At 62.5% G+C, this 23442-nt stretch carries 20 protein-coding genes and 1 pseudogene; 20 read left to right on the top strand and 1 reads right to left on the bottom strand.

Annotation, left to right across the window (positions count from 1 at the left end):
- Nucleotides 1-64 precede the first annotated feature (64 nt).
- The 20 genes and pseudogenes from CLU92_RS19260 (at nucleotide 65) to ahpF (ending at nucleotide 22936) form a co-directional block, all read left to right on the top strand.
- Nucleotides 65-2209 carry a M3 family metallopeptidase gene (locus CLU92_RS19260; RefSeq protein WP_101483207.1) on the top strand — a complete coding sequence of 715 codons (2145 nt, stop codon included), beginning with the start codon at nucleotides 65-67 and terminating at the stop codon, nucleotides 2207-2209.
- Nucleotides 2210-2318: 109 nt separating this feature from the next.
- The gene (locus CLU92_RS19255; protein ID WP_071326083.1) at nucleotides 2319-2531 is read left to right on the top strand and encodes a VF530 family DNA-binding protein; all 213 of its coding nucleotides are present in this window, start codon (nucleotides 2319-2321) and stop codon (nucleotides 2529-2531) included.
- Between the two features lie 12 nt (nucleotides 2532-2543).
- Nucleotides 2544-2822 carry a DUF4404 family protein gene (locus CLU92_RS19250; protein ID WP_070219601.1) on the top strand — a complete coding sequence of 93 codons (279 nt, stop codon included), beginning with the start codon at nucleotides 2544-2546 and terminating at the stop codon, nucleotides 2820-2822.
- Between the two features lie 226 nt (nucleotides 2823-3048).
- The gene (locus CLU92_RS19245; protein ID WP_218973501.1) at nucleotides 3049-5310 is read left to right on the top strand and encodes a YgiQ family radical SAM protein; all 2262 of its coding nucleotides are present in this window, start codon (nucleotides 3049-3051) and stop codon (nucleotides 5308-5310) included.
- 281 nt (nucleotides 5311-5591) lie between these two features.
- Nucleotides 5592-5699 (top strand): annotated as a pseudogene (locus tag CLU92_RS28500) (zinc-ribbon domain-containing protein); the annotation flags it as partial.
- A gap of 75 nt (nucleotides 5700-5774) precedes the next feature.
- On the top strand, nucleotides 5775-6620 hold the full coding sequence (locus CLU92_RS19240) for a hypothetical protein (protein WP_257561126.1): 846 nt from the start codon (nucleotides 5775-5777) through the stop codon (nucleotides 6618-6620).
- A 48-nt stretch (nucleotides 6621-6668) separates the two neighbouring features.
- Complete coding sequence (locus tag CLU92_RS19235; protein WP_101483205.1) at nucleotides 6669-7391, top strand: hypothetical protein; 723 nt, start codon at nucleotides 6669-6671, stop codon at nucleotides 7389-7391.
- A gap of 65 nt (nucleotides 7392-7456) precedes the next feature.
- Nucleotides 7457-8587, top strand: coding sequence for a zinc ribbon domain-containing protein (locus CLU92_RS19230; RefSeq protein ID WP_101483204.1), 1131 nt, complete (start codon nucleotides 7457-7459; stop codon nucleotides 8585-8587).
- A gap of 8 nt (nucleotides 8588-8595) precedes the next feature.
- Nucleotides 8596-9690, top strand: coding sequence for a zinc-ribbon domain-containing protein (locus CLU92_RS19225; RefSeq protein WP_143452625.1), 1095 nt, complete (start codon nucleotides 8596-8598; stop codon nucleotides 9688-9690).
- A 163-nt stretch (nucleotides 9691-9853) separates the two neighbouring features.
- The gene (locus CLU92_RS19220) at nucleotides 9854-10735 is read left to right on the top strand and encodes an EamA family transporter (protein ID WP_101483202.1); all 882 of its coding nucleotides are present in this window, start codon (nucleotides 9854-9856) and stop codon (nucleotides 10733-10735) included.
- A 208-nt stretch (nucleotides 10736-10943) separates the two neighbouring features.
- Nucleotides 10944-11903 carry a sugar ABC transporter substrate-binding protein gene (locus tag CLU92_RS19215; protein ID WP_101483201.1) on the top strand — a complete coding sequence of 320 codons (960 nt, stop codon included), beginning with the start codon at nucleotides 10944-10946 and terminating at the stop codon, nucleotides 11901-11903.
- 85 nt (nucleotides 11904-11988) lie between these two features.
- Complete coding sequence (locus CLU92_RS19210; RefSeq protein WP_101483200.1) at nucleotides 11989-13542, top strand: sugar ABC transporter ATP-binding protein; 1554 nt, start codon at nucleotides 11989-11991, stop codon at nucleotides 13540-13542.
- Nucleotides 13543-13560: 18 nt separating this feature from the next.
- The gene (locus CLU92_RS19205) at nucleotides 13561-14532 is read left to right on the top strand and encodes an ABC transporter permease (protein WP_101483199.1); all 972 of its coding nucleotides are present in this window, start codon (nucleotides 13561-13563) and stop codon (nucleotides 14530-14532) included.
- Nucleotides 14533-14553: 21 nt separating this feature from the next.
- Nucleotides 14554-15603, top strand: a complete 1050-nt coding sequence (locus CLU92_RS19200) for a LacI family DNA-binding transcriptional regulator (RefSeq protein ID WP_101483198.1) — start codon at nucleotides 14554-14556, stop codon at nucleotides 15601-15603.
- Entirely contained in the window at nucleotides 15600-16508 is a 909-nt protein-coding gene (rbsK, locus tag CLU92_RS19195; protein WP_101483197.1) for a ribokinase, read from the top strand. Before CLU92_RS19200 ends, rbsK begins: the two co-directional genes overlap by 4 nt.
- Before the next feature lie 13 nt (nucleotides 16509-16521).
- The gene (gene rbsD, locus CLU92_RS19190) at nucleotides 16522-16914 is read left to right on the top strand and encodes a D-ribose pyranase (protein WP_101483196.1); all 393 of its coding nucleotides are present in this window, start codon (nucleotides 16522-16524) and stop codon (nucleotides 16912-16914) included.
- Nucleotides 16915-17053: 139 nt separating this feature from the next.
- Entirely contained in the window at nucleotides 17054-19903 is a 2850-nt protein-coding gene (locus tag CLU92_RS19185) for an EAL domain-containing protein (RefSeq protein ID WP_101483195.1), read from the top strand.
- A 176-nt stretch (nucleotides 19904-20079) separates the two neighbouring features.
- Nucleotides 20080-20481 carry a DUF3597 domain-containing protein gene (locus CLU92_RS19180; protein ID WP_101483194.1) on the top strand — a complete coding sequence of 134 codons (402 nt, stop codon included), beginning with the start codon at nucleotides 20080-20082 and terminating at the stop codon, nucleotides 20479-20481.
- Nucleotides 20482-20669: 188 nt separating this feature from the next.
- The gene (ahpC, locus tag CLU92_RS19175; RefSeq protein ID WP_101483193.1) at nucleotides 20670-21233 is read left to right on the top strand and encodes an alkyl hydroperoxide reductase subunit C; all 564 of its coding nucleotides are present in this window, start codon (nucleotides 20670-20672) and stop codon (nucleotides 21231-21233) included.
- Nucleotides 21234-21340: 107 nt separating this feature from the next.
- Nucleotides 21341-22936, top strand: coding sequence for an alkyl hydroperoxide reductase subunit F (gene ahpF, locus CLU92_RS19170; protein WP_101483192.1), 1596 nt, complete (start codon nucleotides 21341-21343; stop codon nucleotides 22934-22936).
- Between the two features lie 69 nt (nucleotides 22937-23005).
- Here the strand turns inward: ahpF and CLU92_RS19165 are convergent, their stop codons facing one another.
- The gene (locus tag CLU92_RS19165) at nucleotides 23006-23344 is read right to left on the bottom strand and encodes a CzcE family metal-binding protein (protein WP_101483191.1); all 339 of its coding nucleotides are present in this window, start codon (nucleotides 23342-23344) and stop codon (nucleotides 23006-23008) included.
- Nucleotides 23345-23442 lie beyond the last annotated feature (98 nt).

The following is a 23442-nucleotide window of genomic DNA, read 5'->3' as shown; positions in this document are numbered from 1 at the left end:
GCTATGATCTGCCACTGGCCCGCGACGCGATCGCGGTTCTTCCCCGCGCTTCCTGAAAGATGTCATGATCCGTCCACAACTGCTCGTCATCGCCGCCAGCGTCATGCTGGCCCACGCCGCTCCTTCCGCCCTGGCCGCCGCCGCCGCACCCGCCGCCGCCATCAGCGCCCAGAATCCTTTGCTCAAAGCCAGTCCGCTGCCATTCCAGATGCCGCAGTTCGGCCTGATCAAGGATGGCCACTACGCGCCGGCGTTTGCCGAAGGCATGAAACGCCAGCTGGCCGAAGTCAATGCGATCGCCAACAACCGCCAGGCGCCCACGTTTGAAAACACCGTCGTGGCCCTCGAGCGCACGGGGCAGCTGCTGCACCGCGTGCAGAGCATCTTCAGCAACATGACGTCGACCAACACGAACAGCGTGCTGGAAGCGGTGGAAGTGGATGTGTCGCCAAAACTGGCCGCGCATGGCGACGCGATCACCCTGAACCCGAAACTGTTTGCCCGTATCGACACCCTGTACGCCAAGCGCGACAAGCTGGGCCTCGATGCCGAATCCTTGCGCTTGCTGGAACGCTACCACACCGATTTTGTGCGCGCCGGCGCCAAGCTGTCCGATGCGGACAAGGAAAAATTGAAAGCCTACAACGCCGAGCAGGCGGGCCTGGAAACGGCTTTTGCGCAAAACGTGCTGAAGGAAACGAATGCCAAGAGCATCGTCGTCGACACACGCGCCGAGCTGGCCGGCATGACGGACAGCGATATCGATACGGCCGCCACGGCAGCCAAGGAACGCGGCTTGACGGGCAAGTTCCTCATCGCCCTGGTCAACACCAGTGGCCAGCCGCCGCTGGCCGTATTGACGGATCGCAAGACACGCCAGCGCCTGATGGATGCGTCCCTGAACCGCGGCAGCCAGGGCGGCGAGTTTGACAACCGCGCCATCGTGCTGAAGCTGGCAAAACTGCGCGCCGAGCGGGCCACCCTGCTCGGTTATGCCAACTACGCCGCGTATTCGCTGGAAGACCAGACGGCCAAGACCACCACGGCCGTCAACACCTTGCTGTCGGAACTGGCGAAACCGGCCGTCGCCAATGCGCGCCGCGAAGCGGCCGACCTGCAGCAAGTGGTCGATGCGGAAAAGGGCGGTTTCCAGGTGGCAGCGGCCGACTGGGCCATCTACACGGACAAGCTGCGCAAGCAACGGTTCAATTTTGATGAAAACGAGCTGAAACCGTACCTGGAATTGAACAGCGTGCTGAACAACGGCGTGTTCTTTGCCGCCAATAAACTGTATGGCATCAGCTTCAAACAGCGTACTGATCTACCGGTGTACAACCCGGACGTGCGCGTCTACGACGTGCTCGATGCGAACGGCAAGCCGCTGGCCCTGTTCATCGCCGACTTCTATGCGCGCGGCAACAAGCATGGCGGCGCATGGATGAATGAATACGTGTCGCAATCGTCGTTGATGGGCACGCATCCCGTCGTCGCCAATCAATTGAATATTCCGAAGCCGCCCGCCGGCCAGCCGACCTTGCTGACCTTCGATGAAGTGACGACCATGTTCCACGAATTCGGCCATGCGCTGCACGGCATGTTTTCGAACGTAAAATACCCGCGCTTCGCCGGTACCAGCGTGCCGAGCGACTTCGTCGAGTATCCATCGCAAGTCAATGAAATGTGGGCCGTCTGGCCGGAAGTGCTGCAAAACTATGCCAAGCACTACCAGAGCGGCGCGGCCATGCCGCAGGAATTGCTCGACAAGGTCACGGCAGCGAAGAAATTCAACCAGGGTTTCATGACGACGGAATATCTGTCGGCGGCCCTGCTGGACCAGCGCTGGCACCAGCTGGCGCCGAGCCAGATCCCGACGGACGTGCTGGCCTTTGAAGCGGCATCCTTGAAGGATGCGGGCGTCGACTACGCGCCCGTGCCGCCGCGCTACCGCACCAGCTACTTCTCGCACAGCTTCTCGGGCGGCTATTCGGCAGCTTATTACGCCTACTTGTGGTCGGAAAAGCTGGACGCGGAATCGGTCAACTGGTTCAAGGAAAACGGCGGCCTGACGCGCAAGAATGGCGACTGGTTCCGCAGCAAATTGCTGTCGCGCGGCGGCAGTGTCGATGCGCTGCAACTGTTTCGTGACTTCCGCGGCCGCGACGCCACCGTGGAACCGCTGCTGGAACGCCGGGGCTTGAACGCGAAGTAACCCGTTCTCATCTGAAGCTTGCGCTGCGTTGACATGGCGCACGCAAGCTTTCCGTGCCGGCGGCGTAGAATTGAGTAAGATGTAAATAAGAAGGCAGTTGAAAGAGTATATGAGTCAGCAAGATTTGAATGGCATTACCCTGGAAGGTATCGTGACGCGCCTGCACGCCCACTACGGTTGGGACGGCCTGGCCAAGCACATCGATATCAATTGCTTCATCAGCGATCCCAGCATCAAGTCGAGCCTGAAGTTTTTGCGCAAGACCCCGTGGGCCAGGAGCAAGGTGGAACAGCTGTACCTGGACACGCAATTTACTGACTGACAGGAAAAAGATATGGATAGCAAACTCAAGGAATCGCTGCAACAGCTGCATTCGACACTGGCAAGTAGCGGCCCCGTCGATGAAGAACTGCATGGTTTGCTGCAAAAACTTGATGTCGACATCAAGTTGCTGATGGAAAAGCGCGCCGCGCAGGAACAGGAAGAAGAGTCGACCACCTATGGACTGGCCGAGCGCAGCCAGGAATTGTCGGCCAAGTTTGCCGTCAAGCATCCTAAACTCGAGCCGGCCTTACGTGAATTGGGTGAAATTTTAGCCAATATGGGCATTTAAGCAAGTTTTGAGAAATGCCGGGCCCGTTCCTGCGGGAAAGGGCCACATTTCCCCAAGTGATTGAAAAATAAACGTTTTTTATACGAAAATCCAACAGTAAAAAGCAGGCCGTCAGGTTGGAAATGGCCAATTCCGGTACAATCCGTACCCTATGAGCTCCCCTACCAATTTATTTGCGACCGTTCCCAAGCGGTCTGCCCGCGCTGCCGTGGCGCCTTTCCTGCCGATGTCGCGTGCCGAGATGGACGTGCTGGGCTGGGACCAGTGCGACGTCATCCTCGTCACGGGCGACGCCTACATCGACCATCCGAGTTTCGGCATGGCCCTCGTCGGCCGCCTGCTCGAAGCGCAGGGTTACCGCGTCGGCATCATCAGCCAGCCGGACTGGCTGTCGGCCGAAGCGTTCCGCATCCTCGGCAAGCCGCGTTTGTACTACGGCATTACCGCCGGCAACATGGATTCCATGGTCAACCAGTACACGGCCGACCGCAAGATCCGCTCCGACGACGCCTACACGGCAAATGCCGAACCGAACAAGCGCCCGGACCGTGCCGTCACCGTGTACGCCCAGCGCGCGCGCGAAGCGTATTCCGACGTGCCCATCGTCATCGGCAGCATCGAAGCGTCCCTGCGCCGCATCGCCCATTACGATTACTGGTCGGACAAGGTCCGCCGTTCCGTTCTGCCCGATTCCAAGGCTGATTTGTTGATCTTCGGCAATGCCGAGCGGGCGCTGGTCGACCTGACCCACCGCCTCGCCGCCGGCGAATCGATCAAGGATATCCGCGACTTGCGCGGCACGGCCTTCATGGTGCCGTCCGGCTGGTTGCCCGGCGACGATTGGGGCGTGCACAATTCCACCCGTGTCGACGTGCCCGGCAAGATCGACCCGCATTACAGCCCGTACGAGATGGTGCAGGAAGACAAGACCGCCTGCGCTACGGAAAATGCCTCGAAATCGGCCGAAGTCATCAAGCCGATTCGCATCATGAGCCGCGAAGAGCGCCTGGCCATGGCCAAGGAAAAGCACGACAAGACGGTCGTGCGCCTGCCCGCCTACGACGTCGTCAAGGATGACCCCGTCATGTATGCGCACGCCTCGCGCGTGTTCCACCTGGAATCGAATCCCGGTAATGCCCGTGCCATGGTGCAGGCGCACGGCGAACGCGATGTGTGGCTCAATCCGCCGCCGCTGCCGCTGGCCATGGACGAGATGGATGGCGTGTACGACATGAATTACGCGCGCGCGCCGCATCCGAGCTATGGCAAGGCGCATATCCCGGCCTGGGAAATGATCCGCTTTTCCGTCAACATCATGCGCGGCTGTTTCGGTGGCTGCACCTTCTGCTCGATCACCGAGCATGAAGGGCGCATCATCCAGAGCCGTTCGGAACCGTCGATCTTGCGCGAGATTGAGCATATCCGCGATAAAACCAAAGGCTTTACGGGCACCATTTCCGATATGGGTGGTCCCACGGCGAATATGTACCGCCTCGCTTGCAAGGAAAAAGAGATCGAAGTGTCGTGTCGCCGCCTGTCGTGCGTGTATCCGTCCATCTGCGTCAACCTTGGCACGGACCACAGCAAGCTCATTTCCCTGTACCGCAAGGCGCGTGCCATTCCCGGCATCAAGAAAGTACTGATCAGCTCGGGCTTGCGCTACGACCTGGCCGTGCGTTCGCCCGAGTACGTGAAGGAACTGGTGACGCACCACGTCGGTGGCTTGTTGAAGATCGCGCCCGAGCACACGGAAGAGGGCACTTTGTCGAAGATGATGAAGCCTGGCATCGGCGCGTATGACGAGTTCAAGGAAATGTTCGACCGTTTCTCGCTGGAAGCGGGCAAGAAGCAGTACCTGATCCCGTACTTCATCGCTGCCCACCCGGGCACGACGGACCTGGACATGCTGAACCTGGCCCTGTGGCTGAAGAAGAACAATTTCAAGCTGGACCAGGTGCAAACCTTCATGCCCACGCCGATGGCCATGGCCACGACGATGTATCACACGCGCAAGAATCCTTTGCGCAAGGTCACGGCAGACTCGGAAGTGGTGGAAACGGCGCGCAGCGGCAAGATCCGTCGCACGCACAAGGCTTTCCTGCGCTACCAGGACCCGGCCAACTGGCCGATCCTGCGCGAAGCGCTGGTCAACATGGGCCGTGGCGACTTGATCGGCAATGGCGACAAGCACTTGATTCCTGCCTGGACCTCGTCCGAGTCGGGCGGCCTGGCCGCAGGCGAACGCAGCCGCCAGACACATGGTGCCGGCACGCCGGACAAGTTCAAGGTCACGCCGGGCAAGAACCGCATCGCCCTGGGCGGTACGGCAGCGGCGCCGAAGGCGTCGGCTGCCGAGTCGAAGGTGCGGCCATCGATCTTGTCGACCATCAAGACGAAGGCCAAGCCGGCCGCCGTGCCGATGGGCCGTGGCAGCAAGCCGCCCGCCAAGGGTAGCCATGCCGCGCCGGCACGGGGCGGACGCAAGTAAACTGTCCTCGGCGCCTCGGGCATAGCCTGAAAACCCGGCAACGCATATGCGTTGCCGGGTTTTTTGCTCTCTGCGCACCAAGATGGTGCGCGGCACCTCCCTGGCGGCTGGATTTTTACTAATATTTAAAAATTGAATAGAGCAAATGGCAATTTTCTCTTGTGGCAACTTGGTGTTTGAAAATATACTCGTTGAATATTTAGCCGTACGGCAACAAAGCTGCCATTCTGGCAAGCGATAAAGGCGTACGGCGTCAGCGTTGATATGAAAAGAGATGCCAATTGAAATGCCTTTCCTGCCAGGCCGAGAATAAACCGGGCGCAAAATTCTGTTCTTCCTGCGGCACGACGTTTGCCGTTGCCACACCCGCTGCCGCCCCGGTGCCAGGCAAATCCTGTGGCCAGTGCGGCCATGATTGCAAGGCCGATGCCAGATTCTGCCCCAAGTGCGCGTTCAGCTTTGCCGTGGCGCCCGTCGCCGCAGCGGTGCCGCCGCCTCTGCCGGAACCCGTCATTGCACCCGCCATCGAGCCCGTGCCTGAACCTGTCCCGACGCCAGTGGTGGAACCTGTCACCGCACCGGCGCCGCCGCCCGTGCTGGAAAAGCGCCAGCCTGACGCCGCACCCGCACCCGCACCCGCACCCGCACCAGAACCAGAACCAGAACCAGAACCTGTCCCCGCGCCCGCACCAGAACCCGCTGCCGCAGCCGCCAGCGTGTCCGAAGCGCCAGCCGACAACCCACCGGGTGGCAGCCCCTTCAAGCTGATTGCCGCAGCCGTCGCAGCGCTAGTGCTGCTGGGCGGTGCAGGCGGCTATTATTTCCTGTCAAGCAAGCCGCCAGCATCGCCGCCGGCACCCGTGCCCACCGTGCAGAAGGAAGCTGCGCCTGCCGCCGAGAAGCCGCTGGTCATCAGCGACCCTGTGTTCGATGGCGCCACGGCGGCGGAGCCTGCCGTGACGCCAGCGGCGCCCAACCCGGCGCCCGCACCGGTTGCCGTCCCTGCGCCCGCCCCCGAGCCTGCACCAACGCCAGCACCAGCGCCAGCCCCGGTCGTGGAAAAGCCGGCCAAGCCTGTCAAGGCAGCACCGCCAGCCGCCCCCGCCAACAAGGCTTCCGGCCTCGAAAGCGTGATCACGGAGAGCCTGTCGGAAGCGAGCCACTGCATGAGCCAGCGCAAATACGACTGTGCCATTGCCAACGCGAATGCCGTGTTGCGCATGGACAAGGGCAACCGCTACGCGCTCGACCTCAAGCGCAAGGCGAAAGAAGCGCAAGACAAGGCCCTGTCGCAAATCCAGATCGAGTAAGCCGCGCTGCTTGCCTTTCCCCCTATTTTGTTCCTCCCGGAGAATAACGTGAAAAACTTGAAACAAATTGCCAAGCCCATGGTGGCGCTGCTGGTCGTATCCTCGATGCTGGCCGGTTGCGCCACGCCGGGTGGCCCGGGCGCCACCGGCACCACCACCGCAGGCACGGAAGCGGCCAGCGGTGAATGCAATACGGCCATGCTGGCCGGCATCGGCGCCGTCGTGGGCGGCTTGCTGGGCGGTGGCACCAATACCGTGCGCGGCGCTGCGCTGGGCGCCAGCCTGGGCGCACTCGCCTGCGTGGCCTTGAATTATCAAAGCCAGCAAGTCAAGACGGCGCAGCAAGTGCAGGCCGACTACAAGGTGGCCAACAAGGGCAAGCTGCCCGAGCAGTCGACGCTGGTGAAGTATGAGACGGGCTTTACGCCGTCCTCCGTGCGTCCGGGCCAGAAGGCGCAGACCAATTCGTATATCGAAGTGGCAGCCGGCACGCGCGATCCGAACCCGCTGGTGGAAGAAGAATTGAGCCTGTACAAGCCAAATGGCGACCTGATCAAAACTGTGCGCAAAGTAGTCAGCAGCAACAACGGCAGCGGCGCCTACAAGGGCGGCTTCTCGATTCCCATGCCCGAAGGCGTGCCGCAGGGCATTTATCCCGTGCGTACCGCCTTGTACCTGAATAGCAAGCGTGTCGGTGGCCAGGACGTCAAACTGCAGATCGTCCAGCGCCAGGCGCCTGCGGGCGAGCTGCAGCTGGCGCTTGCCTACTAACACTGCAATACCACGGGGCGGCCAGGCAGGCCGTCCCATCCCGATTTCCCCCTTCCAGGCTAGACATGACCATTTCCACAGAAGCACATAAACCGTTTCCCTTTTCCTCCGCCGTGGGATCGCTGATCGAAGCGACCGACGCCATCAAGAATTTCCGCGCGATTGCCCTGCTGGCCCTGACCTTCATCGGCGCCGTGCTCGTCGGTGGCGTGCTGACGATGCTCGCCGGCAGCATGAGCAGTGTCGTGCTGGCCTTCCTGGGCGGCTTGATGGCTTTCCTGGTGATGTTTTACGGTTCCAACGCCGTAGGCATCCTGCTGATGCGCGATGCGCAGGGCCAGCCCGGCTTGAGCCTGGTTGATGCAGTGCTCGTCTCGCTGTACACGAGCCACCGCCTGATCGCAGTCGTCTTCCTGGAATTCCTGATCGTGCTGGCGGCCATGATCGCCATCGCCATCATCTTGTTCGTCTGCAAAATCCCCGTGCTGGGCCCCGTGCTGTACGCGCTGGTCTTCCCCCTGTCGGCCATCGTGCTGGGCGTGCTGGTGTTTGCGCTGTTCTACGTGATGCTGCCGCTAGCCGGCCCTGCCGCCTGGTCGGGCGCCAGCGTATTCCAGATCATTGCCCGCCTGAACCTGATCGTGCGCACCAAGCTGGTGTCGGTGATCCTGCTGGAAGTGCTGCTGTTCCTGATCACGTCGTTTACCGCGCTGCTGATCTTTGGCGTGCTGGGCACGGGCGTATCGCTGACCACGGGTATGTCGGCCGGCATCCTGGGCCTGGGCGGCCAGATGAATATGTACGCGCTGGCCTCGGGCCTGGGTGGCGGCAGCGGTTCCGGCTATATCATCGCTGCCGGCCTCGGCGGCGGCTTGCTGATGGCGGCTGCAGCCGTTGTGCCTGGCCTGATCTTCACCAAGGGCGTGTGCATCATTTACCTGAACGCCACGCGCAATGTCGATTTCAGCGCCTCGGAAGCGAGCCTGAACGACGGCCTGGCCGTGGTCAAGAAAAAGGCCGAGGAAGCGCGTGAACGTGCGCGCGCCCTGGCCGAGCAGGCGACGGCCCCAGCCGCTCAAGCCGCCCCGGCAGCGCCAGCTGCTGCGCCGGCTGACAGCCTGCAATGCCCGAACTGCAAGGCACCGGTCGCGTCCGATGACGTGTTCTGCGGCGAATGCGCGCATAAACTCAAGTAAGGCAGACCATGGCGCAATTTTGTAAACAGTGCGGCACCGCCCTTACGCCCGACGCGCGTTTTTGCGATGAATGCGGCAAGGCCGTCAACGTCGCGTCGTCGCCCACACCTGCTCCTGCATCGGCTGCCGTACCGGTTCGGGCCGGCATGCAACGGCGCCACCTCATCCTTGCCGGCGGCGTGCTGGCGGTAGTCATCGTGGCCGGTGGCGCCCTGGCGTGGTTGCTGGCGCCCGAAGCGGCCTCGGCCAGCAGTTTCAGCCGCGCCGTCGATGCCCACCTGACGGCCGACGAGGCGGCGCGCGACAAGTTGCTCTGCTTGACCAACTTGCCGTACCAGAAGGAAGAAATCCGCGTGGCCTCGTACGACAGTTCCACTCGGCAATGGCTCGATATCCTTGTGCGTAGCGGGCTGTACGCCGCTCCCGTCGAGCAAAGCAGCGGTGGCTGGCTTGCGCAACCGCAATTTGTCTACGCGCTGGCCGCCCCCGGCAAGGCGGCCTTGCGCGGCGACAAGCTGTGCGTGGCCAAGGGGGTGAAAGTGGCCAAGGTCAGCGGCTACGAGCAGGTGCGCGAGATGGGCGGTCAGCAGGTAGCAATGGCCACTGCCAAGCTGGCCTTGACCGATGAGGCGACGTGGCTCGCCCAATCGCCGGACCGCGCACTGATCCTGCAACGCTTGCCGCACGGCGACCTGGAAGTGGAATTGCCGCTGGCGCTGGTCGACAAGCAATGGCAAGTCACCGACCGCGCGCAACTGCAGCAGGCCGCCATGGCCATGGCCGGCGCCATGCGCCAGGCGTCCGGCGCGCAAGGAGCGGGCATGCTGGACAAGCTGAAAGGCCTGTTCAGTTTTGGCGGTCATCCGCTGGAGGGCAAGTGGAAGGCACCAATGGGCGGTGTGCTGGAATTTACGCGTGACAGCGTCATCGAGAACGACAAGGTAAGCAAGGGCACCTTTGCCACCGAAGGCAATGTCGTGACGTTCGCGCCGGAAGGTGCAGGCGGCATGGCCATGCAAATCAGCCTGAGTAATAGCAACAACACGGCTACGCTCAGCATCGGCGGCATGCCGGTCGCGGTGCTGCAGCGCGTACGCGATTAAGCATCAGGCCAGGCGGCGCAGCGTGCCGCCTGACGCAGTCCGCGAAGCCCGGCCATGCCGGGCTTTTTTCATGGAAACCGCGCTGCGACACAGCGAGGCATTTGTCTTGACATCAAGATAGTTTGCGATCACACTCGATTTTATCTTAACGTCGAGATAGTATATGTCCGCCTCTCCTGCCCGTCCCGCCTGGGGCGATATCGTGCTCACGGCGCTGGCGCCCCTGATCTGGGGTTCCACGTATATCGTCACGTCCGAACTGCTACCGCCCGATCGTCCCTTCACCGCGGCCCTGATCCGCGTGCTGCCGGCCGGCTTGCTGTTGCTGCTCCTGATGCGGCGCCTGCCAGCGCGGCGCGACTGGGGCCGCGTGCTGATTCTTTCCGCGCTCAATATCGGCGTGTTCCAGGCGCTGCTGTTCGTGGCCGCCTACCGCTTGCCTGGCGGCCTGGCGGCCGTGGTGGGCGCCATCCAGCCTCTGCTGGTGATGGGCCTGGCCTGGGGCGTGGAAGGGCGCCGCCCGGCCCGCCTGGCGCTGGGGGCCAGCGTGCTGGGCGTGGCCGGCATGGGCGTCTTATTATTGTCGCCGCGCACGGTGTGGGAACCCATCGGCATCGCCGCCGCGCTGGGCGGCACGGCCTGCATGGCGGCCGGCACCTATCTGACGCGGCGCTGGAAGCCGGACTTGCCCGTGCTGGCGCTGACGGGCTGGCAATTGCTGCTCGGCGGCCTGATGCTGGCGCCCGTCGCCTGGCTGGCCGATGCACCCTTGCCGCCGCTGTCCCTGCAGCAAGTGCTGGCCTACGCCTACCTGTGCCTGGCCGGCGCCCTGCTGGCGTACGCCTTGTGGTTCCGCGGCATCGCCCGCCTGTCGCCCGTGGCCGTGTCCTCGCTGGGACTGCTTAGTCCCCTGATGGCCGTCGTGCTGGGCTGGGCCTTGCTGGGCCAGGCCATGACGGGCTGGTCGATGCTGGGCTTGCTGCTGGTGCTGGCCAGCGTGCTGGCCGTGCAATGGGCCAGTGCCCGCCCCGCAACAAAATCCTGACTGACGCGCATTTCCCCTCGGCAGGCTGATCGCATCAGCCTGTTCCTGTCCCTCTGGGCGCGCCCTTTTTGCTGCACCGCACATACAGTTTTGCTTGCACTGATATGGGGCATTGAGGCACTATTCGCTTCGCGCAAACGTTTGCGCGCAATGAAATTCCATAAAAGCATGATTTACACGTGCTTGACCAACAACTCTGGAGACGCTCATGACATCCCGTATTCGCCTGAAAATGATTGCCGCCGCTGTCCTGGTGTGTGCCTTGCCCGCCGTGCCGGCGATGGCGCAGACACCAGCCAAACCAAAGGTGGCGCTGGTGATGAAGTCGCTCGCCAATGAATTTTTCCTGACCATGGAAAATGGCGCCAAGGCGCATCAGAAGGCGAATGCCGCCAAGTACGACTTGCTGTCGAACGGCATCAAGGATGAGACGGATACGTCGAGCCAGATCAAGCTGGTCGAGCAGATGATCGTCTCGCGCGTCAACGCGCTGGTGATCGCCCCAGCCGACTCGAAGGCGCTGGTGCCGGTGCTGAAGAAAGCCATCTACGCGGGCATCATCGTCGTCAATATCGACAACAAGCTCGACGAAGGCGCCCTGAAAGAGAAGGGCATCACCGTGCCGTTCGTCGGTCCGGACAACCGCAAGGGCGCCAAGGTCGTCGGCGACTTCCTGGCCAAGCAGATCAAGAAGGGCGATCCCGTCGGCATCATCGAAGGCGTCTCCACCACCTACAATGCGCAGCAGCGCACCCTGGGCTTCCAGGACGCCATGAACGCGGCCGGTGCGAAAGTCGTCAGCGTGCAGTCGGGCCAGTGGGAAATCGCCCCCGCCAACACGGTGGCCGCCGCCATGCTGAATGCCAACCCGAACATCAAGGCCTTGCTGTGCGGTAACGACAACATGGCCATCGGCGCCATTTCCGCCATCAAGGCGGCGGGCAAGACGGGCAAAGTCCTCGTCGTCGGCTATGACAACATCAACGCCATCAAGCCGATGCTGGCCGATGGCCGCGTGCTGGCCACCGCCGACCAGTTCGGTTCGCAGCAAGCCGTGTTCGGCATCGAGACCGTGCTGAAAGCCCTGGCGCAGAAGAAGAAACAAGCCGATCTGGGTGGCGTCATCGAAACCAAGGTCGAACTGGTCGCCAAGGGCGCCAAGTCCTGATCGTTTGATCCCGCCGGGGCCGGTGCCCGCGTACTCGTGCGAGTAGGCGGCGCCGCTCCCGCCGCCCCTACCGCGGAGTTTTACCATGCCTACCGACATCCCCCCGGCGCCATCAGCCGCCACCCCTCTATTGACCCTGGACAACATCGGCAAGTCCTATGTCGGCCCCGTGCTGGGCGGCGTGGGCTTGCGCTTCGCCCCTGGCCAGGTGCTGGCGCTGACGGGCGAGAACGGCGCGGGCAAGAGTACCCTGTCGAAGATCATCTGCGGCCTGGAGCAAGCCACCACGGGCACGATGCTGCTCGACGGCAAGCCATACCAGCCTGCCTCGCGCGGCGCCGCCGAGGCGCTGGGTATCCGCATGGTGATGCAGGAGCTCAATTTGCTTCCCACGCTGTCGATCGCGGAAAACCTGTACCTCAAGAATTTGCCGCAGCGCTTCGGCTTCATCGACCGTACGCGCCTCGAGCGTGATGCGCGCGAACAGATGGAGAAAGTGGGCCTGGGCGGACTCGACCCGTGGACCCTCGTGGGCGAGCTGGGCATCGGTCACCAGCAAATGATCGAAATCGCGCGCAATCTGATCGGTTCCTGCCGCTTGCTGGTGCTGGACGAGCCGACGGCCATGCTGACGCACCGCGAAGTGGAATTGCTGTTCCTGCAAATCGAACGCCTGAAGGCCGAAGGCGTGTGCATCATCTATATTTCGCACCGCCTGGAAGAACTCAAGCGCGTGGCCGACCGCATCGCCGTGCTGCGCGATGGGCAACTGGTGTGCGATGACGATATCGCCGGCCATTCGGCCGCCGACCTGGTCAGCCTGATGGTGGGCCGCTCGGCCGACGATGCGGTAGACCTGAGCGGGCGCACCATAGGCGCGCCGCTGCTGCGCGTGCGGGGCCTGGCGCGCGGCAAGGTCGTCAACCCGACCTCGTTCGACTTGCGCGCGGGCGAAATCCTCGGCATCGCCGGCCTGATCGGCTCGGGCCGCACGGAATTGCTGCGCCTGATTTTCGGCGCCGACCGCGCCGACGCTGGCCAGGTGTTTCTGGGCGACAGCGAAACTCCTGCCGCCTTGCACTCGCCGCAGGCAGCCGTCAAGGCGGGCATCGCCATGATCACGGAAGACCGCAAGGGACAAGGCTTGTTGCTGCGCCAGTCCATCGCCGTCAACACGACCCTCGCGTCGCTCGACACCGTCAGTGGCGCAGGCTGGCTCAACGACGCGGCCGAAGCGTCGGTGGCCGACGATTACATTCAGCGCCTGGGCATCCGCTCGCGCAACAGTGCGCAAACGGTGGCGGAATTGTCAGGCGGCAATCAGCAAAAGGTGGTGATCGCCCGCTGGCTGTACCGCGACTGCCCCGTGATGCTGTTCGACGAGCCCACGCGCGGCATTGATATCGGCGCCAAGTTTGATATTTATCAGGTGCTGGCTGAACAGGCGCGCCAGGGCAAGGGCCTTGTCATCGTATCGAGCGACTTGCGCGAACTGATGCTGATCTGCGACCGCATCGCCGTCATGAGCGCGGGCAGCATTGTCGACACCTTCGAGCGGGGCGCCTGGAGCCAGGACGCGCTGCTGTCGGCCGCTTTCTCCGGCTATTTGACCCCTCATTCCACTCCAGCTGCGGCCTGATCCGCCGGAAAGATTCCCATGACCATCCATTCCTCTCCTTCGTATCTGCAGCGCAGCCTGGCCGACCTGAAAAATTATGCGGGCCTGATCGGCGCCCTGCTTGCCATGTGCGTGCTGTTCTCGTTTGCCAGCGAAAACTTCTTTACCCTGGCCACCTTGAGCACCCTGTCGAACAATATCCCGACCCTGGTCGTGATGGCTGTCGGCATGACCTTCGTGCTGATCATTGGCGGCATCGATTTGTCCGTCGGTTCCGTGATGGCGCTGGCCGCTTCCGTGCTGTCCCTGGCCGTCGTGCACTGGGGCTGGCCCGTGTGGAGCGCGGCCCTGCTGGGCATGTTCGTCGCCGCCCTGTGCGGCGCCACCACGGGCCTCATTTCCGTCGGCTGGCGCATCCCCTCGTTCATCGTCTCGCTGGGCGTGCTGGAAATGGCACGGGGCCTGGCCTATCAAGTAACGAACTCGCGCACGGAATACATCGGCAGCGCCGTTGACGGCATCAGCTCGCCGATCGCCTTTGGCCTCTCGCCCGCCTTCATCGCCGCCATCGCCATCGTCGTCATCGGCCACCTGGTGCTCACGCGCACGGTGCTGGGACGCCACTGGATCGGCATTGGCACGAATGAAGAAGCCGTGCGTTTGTCCGGCATCAACACGAAGCCGTCGAAAGTACTGGTGTTTGCCCTGATGGGCTTTCTTGCTGGCGTGGGCGCGCTGTTCCAGGTCTCGCGCCTGGAAGCGGCCGACCCGAATGGCGGCGTGGGCATGGAATTGCAAGTGATCGCCGCCGTCGTGATTGGCGGCACCAGCCTGATGGGCGGGCGCGGTTCCGTCATCAGCACCTTTATCGGCGTGTTGATCATTTCCGTGCTGGAAGCGGGCCTGGCACAAGTGGGCGTATCCGAACCCGTGAAACGCATCGTCACGGGCCTGGTGATCGTCGCCGCCGTGGTGCTCGACACTTACCGCCGCCGCGGCGAGCGCGCATAATCGCAGGAGAAAGCGCGGCCCATGGCAACCATCAAACAAGTGGCGCAGGCGGCGGGGGTGTCGTTTACCACCGTGTCGCACGTCCTCAACAATACCCGCCCCGTCAGCGACGAGGCGCGCCGCGCCGTGCTGGCGGCGGCGGAGCAATTGCATTACGTGCCCAGCGCGCTGGCGCGTTCCCTGCGCAGCCGCAGCACGGGTACCATCGGCCTCATCATTCCCAACAATACGAATCCGTATTTCTCGGAAGTGGCGCGCGGCATCGAGGACAGCTGCTACGCGGCTGGCTACAGCGTGATCTTGTGCAATTCCGATGACGACCCCGTCAAGCAGCGCGACTACCTGAACGTGTTGCTGACCAAGCGCTGCGACGGCCTGATTCTGTCCGCGCTGGCCGACAGCGATGGCGAACTGCTGCGCAAGATGAAGGTGCCGGCCGTGCTGCTCGACCGCGCGCCCAGCGACCTGTCCATCGATGCGGTGGCCGTCGATAACCGCGCCGGCGGCTTTCTCGCCGCGCGCCATTTGCTGGGGCTGGGACGCCGGCGCCTCGCTTGCATCGCTGGTCCCCTCGAAGTGAGCATTTCCAACGAACGCATCGACGGCGTGCGCAGCGCCATGGCGGACGCGGGCGTGGTCCTGGCCGACGCGCTGTGCCGCCATAGCGACTTCACGAGCGCCGGCGGCTATGCGGCCGCGCTGGACTTGCTGGCGCTGCCCAAGGGCCAGCGCCCCGACGCCTTGTTCTGCTGCAATGACTTGATGGCCTTTGGCGCCCTGCGCGCCGCCGCCGAGCGGGGCATCGCCGTGCCCGTGGACCTGGCCGTCGTCGGCTTCGACGATATCGACCTGGCCAGCTTCGTGCATCCGGCCTTGAGCAGCGTGGCGCAAAATACGCGCGAACTGGGCCATATCACGGCAGCCTGCCTGCTGGCCCGTATCGCCGACCCCGCCTTGCCGCGCCAGCAGCGCAGCATCGCCCCCGAACTGCACGTGCGCGGCTCCAGTGTGGCCGCCGCGCCGGCACCTTTTTCTCTACCTGCAACTGAACTGATGGGAATGACATCATGATCGTGGTTATCGGCAGCATCAATATGGACCTGGTCTTGCGCGTGCCGCGCATGCCCCTCCCCGGCGAAACCCTGACGGGCGGCGCTTTTCGCACCATTCCTGGCGGCAAGGGCGCCAACCAGGCCGTGGCCTGCGCGCGCCTGAGCGGCAAAGTGGCGGGAGCCCAGCAAGTGGCCATGGTCGGCTGCGTGGGGGATGACGCGTTTGGTGCCACCCTACGCGCCGCGCTGGTGGGCGACGGCATCATCGACAGCCACATCACCACCTTGCCGGGAGTGGCGTCCGGCATCGCCTCCATCCTCGTCGATGACAATGGCCAGAACAGCATCGTGATCGCCGGCGGCGCCAACGATTTATTGAGCCCCGCGCACATTGACGCTGCGCAAGGTTTGATCGAACAGGCTGATATTGTCGTGCTGCAGCTGGAAACGCCGATGGCCACCGTCGTGCACGCCATCAAGCTGGCCCGCTCTATGGGCAAGACCGTGGTGCTGAATCCGGCCCCGGCTGCCAGCTTGCCGGACGGCGTGCTGGAACTGGTCGACTACCTGATTCCGAATGAAATCGAAGCGGCCATGCTGGCCGGCGTCAGCCCGGAAGGCGCGGATGCCAAGGACCTGGCGGCCGCGCTGCAAAAGCTGGGCAGCGACAACGTCATCATCACCCTCGGTTCCAAGGGCGTACACGCGGCCCTGTATGGCGGCGACTACACGTTCCCGGCCGACGTGGTGCAAGCCGTCGACACGACGGCGGCCGGCGACACCTTCATCGGCGGTTTTGTGGCGGGCCTGGCGTCCGGCATGGACGAGGCTGAAGCGATTCAGCAAGGCCAGCGCGCGGCCGCCTGGAGCGTCACCAAGCCCGGCGCACAAACCTCGATTCCCCACCTGCACGAGCTGTTCTAACGCCACCACGCCCATGAAAAAATCACCGCTGCTTAATATTGCGCTGTCGCAAATGATCGCGTCGCTGGGCCATGGCGACATGCTCGTCATCGGCGACGCTGGCTTGCCCTCGCAGCCGGGCGTACCCCTGATCGACCTGGCCCTGACGCGCGGCATTCCTGGCTTCATCGATACCGTGAATACCGTGCTGAGCGAAATGCAGGTGGAATACCATTTGCTCGCCAGTGAGTTGCCGCAGCACAATCCGGCCATGGCGGCGCAGGTGGCGGCCCTGGCCTTGCCCGATGCGCGCCAGGTGACGCATGAAGAGTTCAAGCAACTGTCCAAGGGCGCGCGCGCCATCGTGCGCACGGGCGAATGCAGTCCGTATTCCAACATCATTTTGGTGGCCGGCGTCGTGTTCTAGCGCAAACAATCGTCAGATTGTTTGCCAAAAACATCAACTTTATTGTTCTTAGTGAAATAATTATCCATCGGTAAAAGGGGCGGCTACAATAGTCATACCCCTGCCAGCTCGGCAGTTTCTGTGGTGTCCTGCCATGCCGATGAGAGCATCTGACGCTTTCCGCTCCTACTTGCCGCCCATCGGCAGGCTGGCGCACGGCTGGCGCTGCTTTTGCTTCCTGCTGCTGTGCCTGGCAACGCCCGCCCGGGCGCTGGAACCCATCTCCCTGCAGCTCAATTTCACGCATCAGTTCCAGTTTGCCGGCTATTACGCGGCCATCGAGCAAGGTTATTATCGCGAGGCGGGGCTGGAGGTCACGCTGCGCGAAGGCATCGGCGTGCCGCATGCCGAGGCCGCCGTGCTGACGGGCCTGGCCGAATATGGCGTCGGTAACAGCACCTTGTTGCTCAGCCGCATGGCTGGCAAGCCCCTGGTGGTACTGGCCGTGGTATTCCAGCATTCGCCCAGCGTGCTGCTGATGCGCCAGCATGGCGGCGCGCCCGACGTGCACCGGCTGGCGGGCGCCTCCGTGATGATAGGCACGCCTACCGACGTGGCATCCGCGTCCGATGAAGTGTCGCTGTTTCTGCAGAAAATGGGTGTCGCACCGGAACAGATGCTGCACCTGCCACCCAGCTACCGGGTCGAGGACTTGATCGATGGCAAGGTCGATGCCATCGCCGCGTATTCCACCAACGAACCGGACTACCTGGACCGGGTGGGCTTTCCCTACTACCAGTTTACGCCGCGCACGGCCGGCATCGATTTCTATGGCGACAACCTGTTTACCAGCGAGCACGAACTGCGCCGCCATCCCGAGCGTGTGAAAGCGTTCCGCGCTGCCAGCCTGCGCGGCTGGCAATACGCGATGGCGCACCGCGAGGAAATGGCGCAGTTAATCCATGCTAAATACAGCCAGCGCCATGACCGCGCGCACCTGCTGTACGAGGCGCAGCAGATGGAATTGCTGCTGCAGCCGGTGCTGGTGGAGCTGGGCTACATGAATCCCCAGCGCTGGCAGCATATCGCCGACACGTATGCCGCCATGGGCGTGCTGCCGCCCAACGCCACGGACAGCCCCGCCTACAAGGGTTTCCTGTACCGTCCCGTACCAGGCGCCGACCTGGGCTGGTTGTACCTGTCTCTGGGCGTGGCGGGTAGCTTGCTGGCCGTGTCGGCCGCCTTTCATTTCAGTAACTTGGCACGCGAGCGTCGCCGTACGGAAGAAACCATCCGCCAGGGGGAATTGCGCTTTCGCACCATGTTCGAGGAAGCGCCCATGGGTATCGCCCTGATCGATACCGTGAGCGGACGGTTTCTTGATATTAATCCGCGCTATCTGGCCATCGCCGGGCGCAGCCTGGAGCACATGAAGCGGTCGAGCTGGATGGATATCAGCCATCCCGATGACGTGGCGGGCGAGCAGGCGCATGTGGCGCAGTTGCTGGAGCGGCGTATGCCGGGCTTCCGCCACGCCAAGCGCATCGTGCGTCCCGATGGCGACGTGGTGTGGGTCGATGCCTCGGTGACGGCCATCGCCATGACGCGCCATGGCGGGCCGCACCACCTGTGCATGCTGGAAGACGTGACGGACAAGCGGCAAACGGAAGCGCTGATCTGGCAGCAAGCCAATTTTGATACCCTGACGCAATTGCCTAACCGGCGCATGTTCCACGAGCGCTTGCGCCTGGCGCTGGCCCAGGGCCGGCGCGATACGAGCCGCGTCGCCATCCTGTTCATTGACCTCGACCATTTCAAGGAAGTCAACGACACCCTGGGCCACCATCAGGGCGATATCTTGCTGATCGAAGCGGCGCGGCGCATCCGCGTGGGCGTGCGCGAGACGGATACGGTGGCGCGCCTGGGTGGCGATGAATTCACGGTGATCCTGTCCGATCTCGACGATCTGCAGCAAGTCGACCGCATCGCGCGGCAGATACTCGACGGCTTGCTGGCGCCGTTCTTGCTGGGGCAGGAACAGGCGTTCGTCTCGGCGTCGATCGGCATCACCCTGTATCCTGACGACGCGGGCAATATCGAGGACTTGCTCAAGCATGCGGACCAGGCCATGTATGTGTCGAAAGGGGCGGGGCGCAACCGCTACAGCTACTTTACGCCCGCCATGCAAGTGGCGGCCGTCAACCGCATGCGCATGGGGGCGGACCTGCGCACGGCCTTGCGCGAACAGCAGATGCAGCTGCATTACCAGCCCATCGTTGAACTGCATGGCTGCAATATTGTCAAAGCGGAGGCCTTGCTGCGCTGGAACCATCCGCAGCGGGGCATCGTGTGTCCGCCCGATTTCCTGGCGGTGGCCGAGAGCAGCGGCTTGATCGTCGACATCGGCGACTGGGTGCTGCGCACGGCGGCCGCGCAACTGCTGCGCTGGCGCGCGCAGGGCCAGGCCATCGGCTTGCCAGGGTTGCAACTGTGCCTGAACCAGTCGCCGCTGGAGCTGCAGCGCGAAGCCGAGGCGCCCGGCACCTGGCTGCGCCAGCTGATGGCGCTCGATGTGCCCCCCTCGGCCATCGTGCTCGACATGCGCGAGGATGCGCTGCTGGGCGCCGGCGCCGGCGCCGGCAGCGGCATGGCGCAGCGGCTGCAGCACTTGCGCGAGGCGGGCTTGCAGATCGCCCTGGATGACTTCGGCAGTGGCCCTGCCTCGCTGACGCAGTTGCAGCAGTGCGGCATCGATTACCTGAAGCTCGACGGCGTGCTGGTGCGCAAGCTGGCGCCCGGCGCCAGCGAACTGGTGCTGTGCGAAGCCATCGTCACCATGGCCCACAGGCTGGGCTTGCAGGTCATCGCCGAGGGGGTGGAGACCGAAGTGCAGCGCGTATTGCTGCTGGGCATAGGCTGTGATTTTGCGCAAGGGGATCTGTTTGCGCCGCCGCTGGCCATCGAAGCGTTCGATGCGCTGCTGCACGCCCGGCGGCCCTTGCACCCTTGAAACAGGCGTACCCTGTCACCAGATGTCCACTGGCCCTGCGGGACAGGGCTCCCGGCCTGAACGGGCTTATACTCGACGGGCTGGCGCCTGCGCCCGGCTCCAGCTGTCACCGGTTCGCGTCATGAACCGGGCGCGCAGGCAAACCTTCTTCCATTCACTCAACTCGAGGTGACCTCATGGGCATTTTCAGCAATATCTATAACAAAATCTTCCACCATTCGTCCGATGCAGCTCCGGCAGCCACGCCAGCTGCCGGTGCCGACGCGCCAGCGGCGGCGGCACCGGCGGCAGCTCCAGCCGCACCAGCGGCTGCCGTACCGGTGGTGGACGTGGAAGTGGTGTTGGTCGACCTGGCCAGCAAGAACGCGGAAACACTCAATTGGCGCACGTCCATCGTCGACCTGATGAAATTGCTTCAACTCGACAGCAGCCTGGCTTCGCGCAAGGAACTTGCGCAAGAGCTGCACTTCACGGGCGACACCAATGATTCTGCCAGCATGAATATCTGGCTGCACCGCCAGGTGATGATCAAGCTGGCGGAAAACGGCGGCAAAGTACCGGAAGAACTCAAAAATTAAAGACCCGGCGACAGCAAGGCAATACCTTGCTGTCGCTGTTCAATCCCGTGGGAACTGCCTATCATGGAGTTCCCATGGTGTCATGATAGCTAAAATCAATTGAAACTATTGTGACAATCAATTTTGCATATGGGTTAAAACCCCTTACACTAGAGTCTTACTGATTCACCACACGAGAGGAAATGATTATGTCGCTCATCAATACCCAAGTTAAACCATTCAAGGCAACCGCATTCCACAATGGCAAATTCGTCGACCTGACGGAAGCGTCGCTGAAAGGCAAGTGGTCGGTATTCGTGTTCTACCCAGCCGACTTCACCTTCGTTTGCCCAACCGAACTGGAAGACCTGGCCGATCACCACGATCAATTCCAGAAGCTGGGCGTCGATGTCTACGGCATCTCGACCGACTCGCATTTCGCGCACAAAGCATGGCACGATACCTCGGACGCGATCAAGAAAGTGCAATACGCACTGATCGGCGACCCAACCGGTACCCTGTCGCGCAATTTCGAAGTCATGATCGAAGAAGAAGGCATGGCACTGCGCGGTACCTTCGTCATCAACCCGGACGGCTTCATCAAAGTGCTAGAAGTGCATGACAACGGCATCGGCCGTGACGCAGCGGAACTGTTGCGCAAAGTCAAGGCAGCCCAATACGTTGCCGCTCACCCAGGCGAAGTTTGCCCAGCGAAATGGACGGAAGGTGCAGCAACCCTGACCCCATCGCTGGACCTGGTTGGCAAGATCTAAGTCTTGAAGCCTTGCAACATCTAGCAGCAAACAAGTAGTTACCGCGATGCCGGACCGGGTGTCCGGCCCGGCATTCGCCTAAATATTTGTAGAAAAGGAAAAAAATCATGTTAGACGCAACCCTCAAAACCCAACTGAAATCCTACCTGGAAAAAGTAGTGTATCCGCTTGAGTTGGTCGCTTCTCTCGATGACAGCGCAAAAGCCCGCGAGATGAAGGAATTGCTCCAGGAGATAGTCCTGTTGAGCGACAAGATCACGCTGGTCGAGCGCATAGACGCTGGCGTACGGACCCCGTCGTTCAGTATCAACCGTGCAGGCTCCGACATCGGCGTGCGTTTCGCTGGTGTCCCGATGGGCCACGAATTCACTTCCCTGGTGCTGGCGCTGCTGCAAGTGGGCGGCCACACCATCAAGTTCGACGATGCCGTGATCGAGCAGATCCGCAACCTCGACGGCGATTACGAGTTTGAAACGTTTATTTCGCTCTCCTGCCATAACTGCCCGGAAGTAGTGCAGGCCTTGAATGCCATGGCGGTGATCAATCCGCGCATCAAGGTCACCACCATCGATGGCGGCGTGTTCCCGAAAGAAGTGGAAGAACGCCAGATCATGGCCGTGCCGATGATGTTCCTGAATGGTCAGCATTTCGGTCAGGGACGCACAAATGTCGAGGAAATCCTCGCCAAGCTTGACACCAACGCCGGCGCACGCCAGGCGGCAGCGTTGTCGAAAAAAGATGTCTTTGATGTCCTGATCGTCGGCGGCGGTCCTGCCGGCGCGGCAGCGGCCATTTACGCGGCCCGTAAAGGCATCAAGACGGGCGTGCTGGCCGAGCGTTTCGGCGGCCAGACCCTCGACACCATGGCCATCGAGAATTTTATTTCCGTCAAGGAAACCGATGGTCCGAAGTTTGCCATGGCGCTGGAACAGCACGTCAAGACCTATGACGTCGACATCATGAACACCCAGCGCGCCAGCAAGCTGACGCCAGGCAAGCTGATCGAGATTGAAACGGCAAATGGCGCCATCTTGAAAGCCAAGACCGTCATCCTGGCGACCGGCGCCCGCTGGCGCGAAATCAACGTGCCGGGCGAGAAGGAATACCGCAACCACGGTGTCGCCTACTGCCCGCACTGCGATGGCCCCTTGTTCAAGGGCAAGCGCGTGGCCGTGATCGGTGGCGGCAACTCGGGTGTGGAAGCGGCGATCGACCTGGCCGGACTGGTGAAGCACGTGACTCTGATCGAATTCGGCGCGGAACTGCGTGCCGATGCGGTGCTGCAACGCAAGCTGCACAGCCTGCCTAATGTCACCGTGATCACGTCGGCGCAAACCACCGAGATTCACGGCGACGGCAAGATCGTCAATGGCCTGAGCTACACGGACCGGGTCAGCGGCGAGTCGAAGAAGGTTGAGCTGGAAGGCGTCTTCGTGCAAATCGGCCTGGTGCCGAACACGGAATGGTTGAAAGGCACGGTAGCGTTGTCGCGCCACGGCGAAATCGAAGTCGACGCCCGCGGCCAGACCTCGATCCCCGGCGTGTTTGCGGCCGGCGACGTCACCACGGTGCCGTACAAGCAGATCATCATCGCCACCGGTGAAGGCGCCAAGGCAGCCCTGTCCGCCTTTGACCACCTGATCCGCTCGGATGACGAGGAAATGGTCGAAGAGTCTGCCGCCAAGGAAGCGCTGACGGCGTAAATATTGCGCTGCATAAAAAAAACCGGAGCGCCGCGAGGCTGTTCCGGTTTTTTTTATGCGCGCAGAAAACTAGCTGCCCGCGTACTGCGGATTGGCTGCCACATACACGGCAATACCATCGACGGCCATGTCCTTTGGCGCGATCTCGGCCAGGGCGAAGATGGTTTTGTTGCTGAAAGTTTGCACGTGCCAGGTAAAACGCTGGCCAGCGCGCACGATGGTGACGGTTTCGCCGCGCGTGACGTTGATGTGGCGCGTATCGGCCTGCAGTTCGATGATGCGCTGGGCGGCGCCGTGGTGGGCCGAGGTGCCATAGTCGGCGGCCGTGCCCGTGGGGCCGGCTGCAATGGCGCTGCCGGCAAGGACGGCGCACAGGATGGCCAGGGCGCTGCGGTGGGTGTTCAACATAATTTCTCCAAGAATAAGCCAGGCGCAGGGAATAAGCGCGCCGTTTTATGGTAGTGGTGGCACCGGGATCGCCGGTTTTGCACCACGGCATCGTAAGC

It is taken from the genome of Janthinobacterium sp. 61 (assembly GCF_002846335.1).
Classification (GTDB): domain Bacteria; phylum Pseudomonadota; class Gammaproteobacteria; order Burkholderiales; family Burkholderiaceae_D; genus Janthinobacterium.
Note: the sequence above shows the minus strand (reverse complement) of the source record. Positions and strands in the feature narration are given on the sequence as shown.